Raw genomic sequence first — 6,310 nt, 5'->3', positions numbered from 1 at the left:
TATTTTAGTACACTTCTCATTATCGATATGTTTGTTTAAATCTTCGATTTATTTATTTATCTGACTACCAATCAAATCTATTTCTTCTTTTGTTAATTCATTATCATGATCTTCTTTAATTTCCGGTATGATTTTTTTGGTTACCAATTCATGGTAGAGGGCTTTAGAGTCCTCATTCATCTTTGATTCATGGTTTTGAATACTCTTTTTCCATACAAATGTATATCGATTGGCATTTGCTTCAATTTTTGTGCCATCAATAAAAACAGCTTTATCATCTATAAGATTTTGTTTTACACACTGACTGTAAAATTGAATAAATAAAGATTCTAATAAAGCATCTACTTTTGAATTTACTCTAAATCGATTAATTGTTTTATAAGAAGGTTTTTGATTTTGTGATAGCCACATCATTCGGATGCTATCATTAAGCATTTTTTCTATTTTACGACCTGAGAATACAGATTGTGTGTAGGCATATAGAATCACTTTTAACATCATTTTAGGATGGTACGAAGTTGCACCACGGTGATGTCTGAATTCGTCGAATTCATTCTCAGGAATTGTTTCAACAATATCATTTACATGTCGTGATATATCATTTGTGGGGATAAGAACTGAAGTTTCCATTGGTAGAGTAAGTTGAGTCATGTTATAATCTTTATACATAAGGCACCTCGTTAATTTAGTTTAGTGGTATTTATTAAATTATACGAAAGTGCCTTATTTTTTTAAAGTGTTTCAATGTAAAATTACATATAAATACAAAGTATTTTGACGAGACTCTTGAGGGAACAGGACAAGCTGAAGACTACAGGCTGAAGCTGTCCCCTAAGAAAGCGAGCCAACAATACGAAGTATTGTAAATAAAGAAGCCAGTAAATGAATTTATAAAAAACTCATTTACTGGCTTTTTCTCTAGGAATTATGTCCCAGACTTTTATTTATTCTTATACTCATACACGCAAATTAACTTATGCTTTTCTTAATTTAGAAGCTTATCACTATAGAAAAATTGAAAAGTAAATGTCTGATATGAGCTTATTTAAACAAAGAGCACATAAGCGTTGTCAAGAGAATCATTTGATATACGTCGATTTTAAGTGTAAATATTAAAAAATCGCCTGGAACAAAAGTAATGTTCCAGGCGTGGCTATGATAAGTCTTATAATAGTTTCGCAAGTGCGACCATGACAAATTGTAATGGTAAACGAATGACATGCTGCTTAACACTATCTGTTCTATCTCTTTCATCTTTATAAGAGATGTTCTTACGTGCAGCGTAAATATTTGCAGGAAATACGAGCCAAAGGAATCCTTGTACTACTTTTCTTACGCGTGATCTATTTTTAGCACCGAGTACATAAAAAACAATTATAAATTCTAATATGCCCGAACACTTAACTATTGCGTGTTTGAAAGGTAAATAGGACGGCACGATTTTTAAAAACATATCTTTATTTTTAAAGTGTGAAACACCACTTTTATAAAACAGTAAACTAAATATGAATCTTACGATGATATTTTTCATAGTCTTCTCTATTCTTCAGCGACTTTGACAACTTGTTTACCAAAATTCTCTCCTGTGAATAACTTTCTAAATGCAGAAGGTAAATTGTCAAAACCTTCATCTATCGTCACTTCAAATTTAATTTTACCTTCAGACACCCATTGTGCGAGTTGTTCGCTTGCTTCTTTAAAATGATCAGCGAATTGTGCTACTACAAAACCTTGCATCAATGCTTGATTTTTAATCAACGTTCCTTGGATACGTGGTCCAATATCGTCTTTTTCATTATTATATGCTGAAATTGCACCACATACCGGAACGCGTGCAAATCGATTTAAGTATTTAAACACTTCATCAGAAATTGCGCCGCCAACATTTTCAAAATACACATCAATACCATCTGGTACAGCCGCTTCGAGTTGCTGTGCGAAATCATCTTGTTTATAGTCAATGGCCGCATCAAATCCTAATTCATCTGTTAAATATGTTGTTTTCTGCTTACCACCAGCAATACCGACAACTTTTGCGCCTTTAATCTTAGCAATTTGTCCTACGACAGAGCCTACTGCACCTGATGCAGCTGACACAACAACCGTCTCGCCAGATTGTGGCTGACCAATTTGAAGCAACCCTGTATAGGCTGTCATTCCCGGCATGCCTAAAACACTCAAATATAAATGTAATGGTACATCTTTTGATGGCACAGGGGTCACATCGTCTCCATTCACTGTATTTATCTTTTTCCATGGTAATATGCCTGTGACATAATCTCCGACAGATAGACGTTCATCGTTCGATTGTGTGACTTTTCCAACAATATGACCTTGTAATGGCTCATTCACTTGGAAAGGTTGAACATAACTTTTTGTATCATTCATTCTGCCTCTCATGTAAGGATCTACAGATACATAAATGGATTCTACTTGAACCTCACCTGCATGTGGTTCTCGAGTTTCTATTGTTTCAAATCTAAATACATCGTCTTGAGGGATACTTTGTGGTCGTTTTGCAAGTACAACTTGTTGATTATTCATTTATTATTCCTCCAGATATTTAGTCGTTGCGTCTAATAATGACAAATCACCATTGATGATTTGGAATTCGTGACCTTGTAATACTTCATCAGTTAATACAGAAACAAGCACTTCTGCTACATCTTCTCTTGTAATAGACGGATTTTGTACATTTTCAAATTGCGCACTCATATTGAATTGTTGCGTTTCATGTTCGTTTGTTAAAGCGCCTGGATGCACGATGGTATATTTTAAATTTGCATGTCTTAAGTAGTCATCCGCATAATGTTTAGCAATGGTGTATGGTTTCAAGTCGCCTGACGCATCAAACGCTTCTCGGCGTGAGTCGTACGTTGATACCATAATAAAGTGTTGATGATCGATCTGTTCACTTGCTTTAATTGCTTTCACTGCACCGTCTAAATCTACAATGATTGTTTGATCGTCACCTGTGCTCCCACCAGAACCGACGGAAAAAAGGATTTGATCATACGATTTAAATAATTCTATTAATTCATCAATAGATTGTTTTGCGACATCAATGTAAGTTGCATCGATACCATCTGCTTTTAAAGCTTCAACTTGTTCTTCTTTCCTAACACCGGCAGTAAAATCAACATCTCTTGCTTTCAGTTTACGTACGAGATGTTGACCGACGCCACCATTAGCACCGATAATTAATGATTTCATGTGTATCGCTCCTTTATAAAATTATTGATTAGCTAAGATTTTTAAAGCATTTTCAGCAACTGCATGTCCTGATTGGGGATTTTGACCTGTGACAATGCGACCATCTACGACTGCAAAATTACTCCAGTCAGCCTCTTTTTTAAAATGTGCACCGTTACTAATAAATTCGTCTTCTAATAAATATGGCATGTATTCAGTTGTACCATTTGCTTGTTCTTCACTATTTGTAAAACCAGTCACATCTTTATGACGAACGAGATAATCGCCATTTTCTTTAATATCGAGTAGACCAGCCGCACCATGACATACAGAAGAGAGAACGCCTTGGTTATTGTAAATACTTAGCGCAATGTCGTTTAGTTCTTTGTTATTTCTTAAATCCCAAATCGCACCATGTCCACCTGCAAAGTAAATGGCTTGATAGTCGCTAGGATTAACCTCTTTTGGAGATAATGTTTGTCCAAATTTATTCATATAATCATGATCCGTGTAGTATTCCCAGTCCTCGGCTCCCATCATTTCAGGGCTAAGACTGATAGGATCAAGAGGCACATACCCACCATTCGGACTTACAAAATCAACATCATAACCTGCGTCATAGAAATCTTTCGCAAAGTGCGTAACCTCTGAGAACCACGCACCTGTAGGTCTTTCTAAATTATCGTATTTCGCAATGTTTGTTACAACAATTAAAGCCTTTTTCATTGTCTTTCCTCCTCATTCATGTTTATATAGAATACAATATCAGTTAAACCTTGGTTTAAGAGAAAGGATATGCTTACATGAAACAATATTACATTGAATATGTCTCAGATTATTGCAATATACCTAAAAGCAAACTGCGTTATTACGAGAAAAAGAGTATCTTAAAACACATCGACAGAGATAGCAATAACAAGCGTTTATACACAGACGACGATATCGAAATGATTAAATTTATCCAGTGCTTAAGCAATTTGAATATGCCATTAAAAGAAATCCGAAAAAACACAGACATGCTTTATCAAAACCAAATAGATGTCCCAAGCGTGTTACGCGCACACCTAGAATTCTTGAATGAACAACGGAATTTGATCAGTACACATATCGACTTAATTGAACAAAAATTACAAACTGCCATGACTGAGTGACGAGGGAAAAGGGAGTGTGTGAATTAAAAGAACGATGAGAAGAGTATGGAGGAATAGTTAATGAATAAGCATAAGGAAATTTTAGATTTTAAAGATGAAGTGTGTATGTAAAGGCGATAGGTGGATACGCAAAGCTGGAATGAGTCAGAAAATTGCGTCGGGTGGATAAGCTAGAATAGAATGAGTGGGCGATGGATGGATAGGCTAAAACGGTTATAATATACCTTATACCTAAAATTACAGAGTACTAAAACTATCTTATCTGACATCTCTTGACGAGTTCTGCTTATCGGTTGTTGATGGGGTTTTTTGTAATTGATTTTTCGTACAGCTAGATAAAACGATATATTACTACTATAAATACTTTACATCTAATATCAACTAGTAGCATAAATGCTTAATATATACAAAAAGCTCTCTCAAGTTGTAAGACTTAATAGAGTATATTATTTGTTATCTTTTTACATAAAATTACTTATTGGTACTTTTGTAATTTCAATTACTATCCCATTTCATAAAATATTCATATTCTTGAGTTTCTACTTCAAATTCCTTAGATCGTATTTCAAATTGATGTTTTGTATAAAAACGAATGGCTCCTTCATTCTTCTCATTTACATGTAAATTAAGTACATTATAATCGCTTTTTAATCTTTCCAATAAAAAACCTTCCTATACCTTTATTACGGTAATTATCTGTAATAAAAAGACTTGCAATATATTGTTCAATCCACTTTATAACGAAATTACTTAATACAAATAATTATAACAAATCAAGAACCTATGTTCTCTCTATATATTCACAATTCTTAAGATATAATTATTTAAAAAATAGAAATGAGTGATTTAATGTATAGCAATTGGGGACGTGAGTTACAATCAATAATTGAAAATATAGATACGAAAGACGTAAAAGAAGTGATGAGTCAAGCAAGTAAGTCTTATGAGGAATTAAATAGTAAACGCTACACTCGTAACAAGGAAAAATATCCAATGATTTTAAATGACATAGTTAAATATGAATTATATCTTCTTGATGGATGCAATAATGTAGATGAGGAAAACAAACCAAAAAAGTGGGAAGATCATGATTTATTTGTGCCAACTAAAACTAACTTTTCAGCAAATTTCAAAAAGTTTTGTCTTGCACTTGGTATTGATTCTGAAAATTTTAAAATTGGAAAATTCTATGCATTTAAATATGATAGTAAACTTGTTATACATGATATATTGTCGAATAACTCTGATTATATCCATTTTTTAAAAAATGGCGTTAATAAAAAAGACTTAGAATCTACAAATAAAATTAATGATAACATATATTATTTTATAAAAAATGAAATTACTAATCCTATTGATTATAAAACTGCTATGACAAATTATTATTTATATTTCTTAATCGATTCAAATATCGAAGTTGGTATAAAATCTAAGGTTATCGATATTATAACAGCACCAAATGTTAGCAGTGCTCAAAAAATAGATATAATTAATTACTATATGGATGAATTAGATGAACTCAAGGACGAAGTTAATGCAAGATTAGCTGCAACCCAATCTTATAGCTATAGTGACTATTTAGAACAAGAATGCCGTGTTCAAATTGACGTAAACCTTGCAAAGTATTTAACTAAAAAAGAAACTCAAGCATCTGCCCCTAAATCCTTAGTAACTAGATTATTAAGTCAAAGCGAGCTAGTAGATCCACCAGAGTACACCAAAGAAAATCGCAACAAACTTATTTCTGAATTAAAAAAAGCTTTAAATTATCATTTAAAGAACAACAACGATAAAAATAACCTTGATGATTCTGAATATTTTTATATCACGTCAAAATAGTAACCATCATTATAGAAGTGCCGATTTTTCATCGGCACTTCTTTTTTGTCAATATATTTCTTCATAATTTTTGTCTGGAATTTTAAAGGTTATTTTACAGACTTACTCCTCACACTATTACCTATATA

The 6,310-nt window shown here is 32.8% G+C and carries 7 protein-coding genes and 1 pseudogene; 2 read left to right on the top strand and 6 right to left on the bottom strand.

Annotated elements, in window-relative coordinates:
• Positions 1-51: 51 nt before the first annotated feature.
• From KA828_RS08810 to KA828_RS08790, 5 genes and pseudogenes are all read right to left on the bottom strand, one after another.
• Positions 52-669, bottom strand: a pseudogene (locus KA828_RS08810) (transposase); the annotation flags it as partial.
• Between the two features lie 496 nt (positions 670-1,165).
• Entirely contained in the window at positions 1,166-1,531 is a 366-nt protein-coding gene (locus KA828_RS08805; RefSeq protein ID WP_002434567.1) for a DoxX family protein, read from the bottom strand.
• An 8-nt stretch (positions 1,532-1,539) separates the two neighbouring features.
• Positions 1,540-2,544, bottom strand: a complete 1,005-nt coding sequence (locus KA828_RS08800; RefSeq protein WP_002434486.1) for an NADP-dependent oxidoreductase — start codon at positions 2,542-2,544, stop codon at positions 1,540-1,542.
• A 3-nt stretch (positions 2,545-2,547) separates the two neighbouring features.
• Positions 2,548-3,213 (bottom strand): SDR family oxidoreductase, encoded by a 666-nt coding sequence (locus tag KA828_RS08795; protein ID WP_002434095.1) that lies wholly within the window; start codon positions 3,211-3,213, stop codon positions 2,548-2,550.
• A gap of 21 nt (positions 3,214-3,234) precedes the next feature.
• Positions 3,235-3,918, bottom strand: coding sequence for a type 1 glutamine amidotransferase domain-containing protein (locus KA828_RS08790; protein WP_002434046.1), 684 nt, complete (start codon positions 3,916-3,918; stop codon positions 3,235-3,237).
• A 77-nt stretch (positions 3,919-3,995) separates the two neighbouring features.
• On the opposite strand from KA828_RS08790, the gene KA828_RS08785 reads away from it, so the two are divergent.
• Positions 3,996-4,343 (top strand): MerR family transcriptional regulator, encoded by a 348-nt coding sequence (locus KA828_RS08785; RefSeq protein ID WP_002434548.1) that lies wholly within the window; start codon positions 3,996-3,998, stop codon positions 4,341-4,343.
• A 495-nt stretch (positions 4,344-4,838) separates the two neighbouring features.
• Here KA828_RS08785 and KA828_RS08780 read toward each other — a convergent pair whose 3' ends face one another.
• The gene (locus KA828_RS08780) at positions 4,839-5,003 is read right to left on the bottom strand and encodes a GNAT family protein (protein ID WP_002434151.1); all 165 of its coding nucleotides are present in this window, start codon (positions 5,001-5,003) and stop codon (positions 4,839-4,841) included.
• Between the two features lie 189 nt (positions 5,004-5,192).
• Between KA828_RS08780 and KA828_RS08775 the strand changes: the two genes are divergently transcribed.
• Positions 5,193-6,182, top strand: a complete 990-nt coding sequence (locus KA828_RS08775) for a hypothetical protein (protein ID WP_023350832.1) — start codon at positions 5,193-5,195, stop codon at positions 6,180-6,182.
• Positions 6,183-6,310: the final 128 nt, after the last annotated feature.

Origin of the sequence: Staphylococcus sp. GDY8P85P (genome assembly GCF_017892405.1) — a bacterium.
Taxonomy (GTDB): Bacteria; Bacillota; Bacilli; order Staphylococcales; family Staphylococcaceae; genus Staphylococcus; species Staphylococcus borealis.
The sequence above is the reverse complement of the archived record's forward strand: the minus strand, read 5'-3'. Positions and strand labels throughout refer to the sequence as shown.